Source organism: Mycolicibacterium brisbanense, assembly GCF_001570425.1.
Lineage (GTDB): Bacteria > Actinomycetota > Actinomycetes > Mycobacteriales > Mycobacteriaceae > Mycobacterium > Mycobacterium brisbanense.
Window position 1 is genome coordinate 1 of the sequence record NZ_BCSX01000026.1, and the last position, 536, is coordinate 536.

Annotated in this window: 1 protein-coding gene; it reads right to left on the reverse strand. The window is 63.4% G+C overall.

The genetic code is table 11. The features are described 5' to 3' along the window. The coding region (locus RMCB_RS16050; RefSeq protein WP_131805542.1) for a beta-ketoacyl [acyl carrier protein] synthase domain-containing protein at positions 1 to 536 on the reverse strand (536 nt) is incomplete at both ends.

Genomic DNA, 536 nt, shown 5'->3' on the forward strand with positions numbered 1-536 from the left:
CGAACCCCGCACCACCGCCAACACCCGATCCCCGTCACGCAGCGCATCACCGAGCCGCTTGAGCACCACCACCCCGCAACCCTCACTGCGCACATACCCATTGGCAGCGGCATCAAAGGTCTTGCACTGCCCATCCGGCGACAACATGCCAAACCGCGTGAGTGCGATATTGGCCTCGGGTTTGAGGATCAGGTTGACGCCGGCGGCCAGGGCGGTGTCGCTCTCCCCGCGGCGCAGACTCTGACACGCCAGATGCACCGACACCAACGACGACGAACACGCCGTATCCACCACCAACGCCGGACCCCGCGCACCCAGAAAATACGCCAACCGCCCCGCCGCAAAATTCGCCGCATTCCCAAACGGAATATAAGCGTCGTAGTCTTCGCGACGCAGCGTCTCGGTGAGCTTCAACATGTAGTCGTATCCGGTCAGGCCGACGAAGATGCCCGTCTGCGTACCCCGAATCGACTGCGCCACAATACCGGCGCTCTCCAACGCCTCCCACGCCACCTCAAGCAACAACCGCTGCTGCG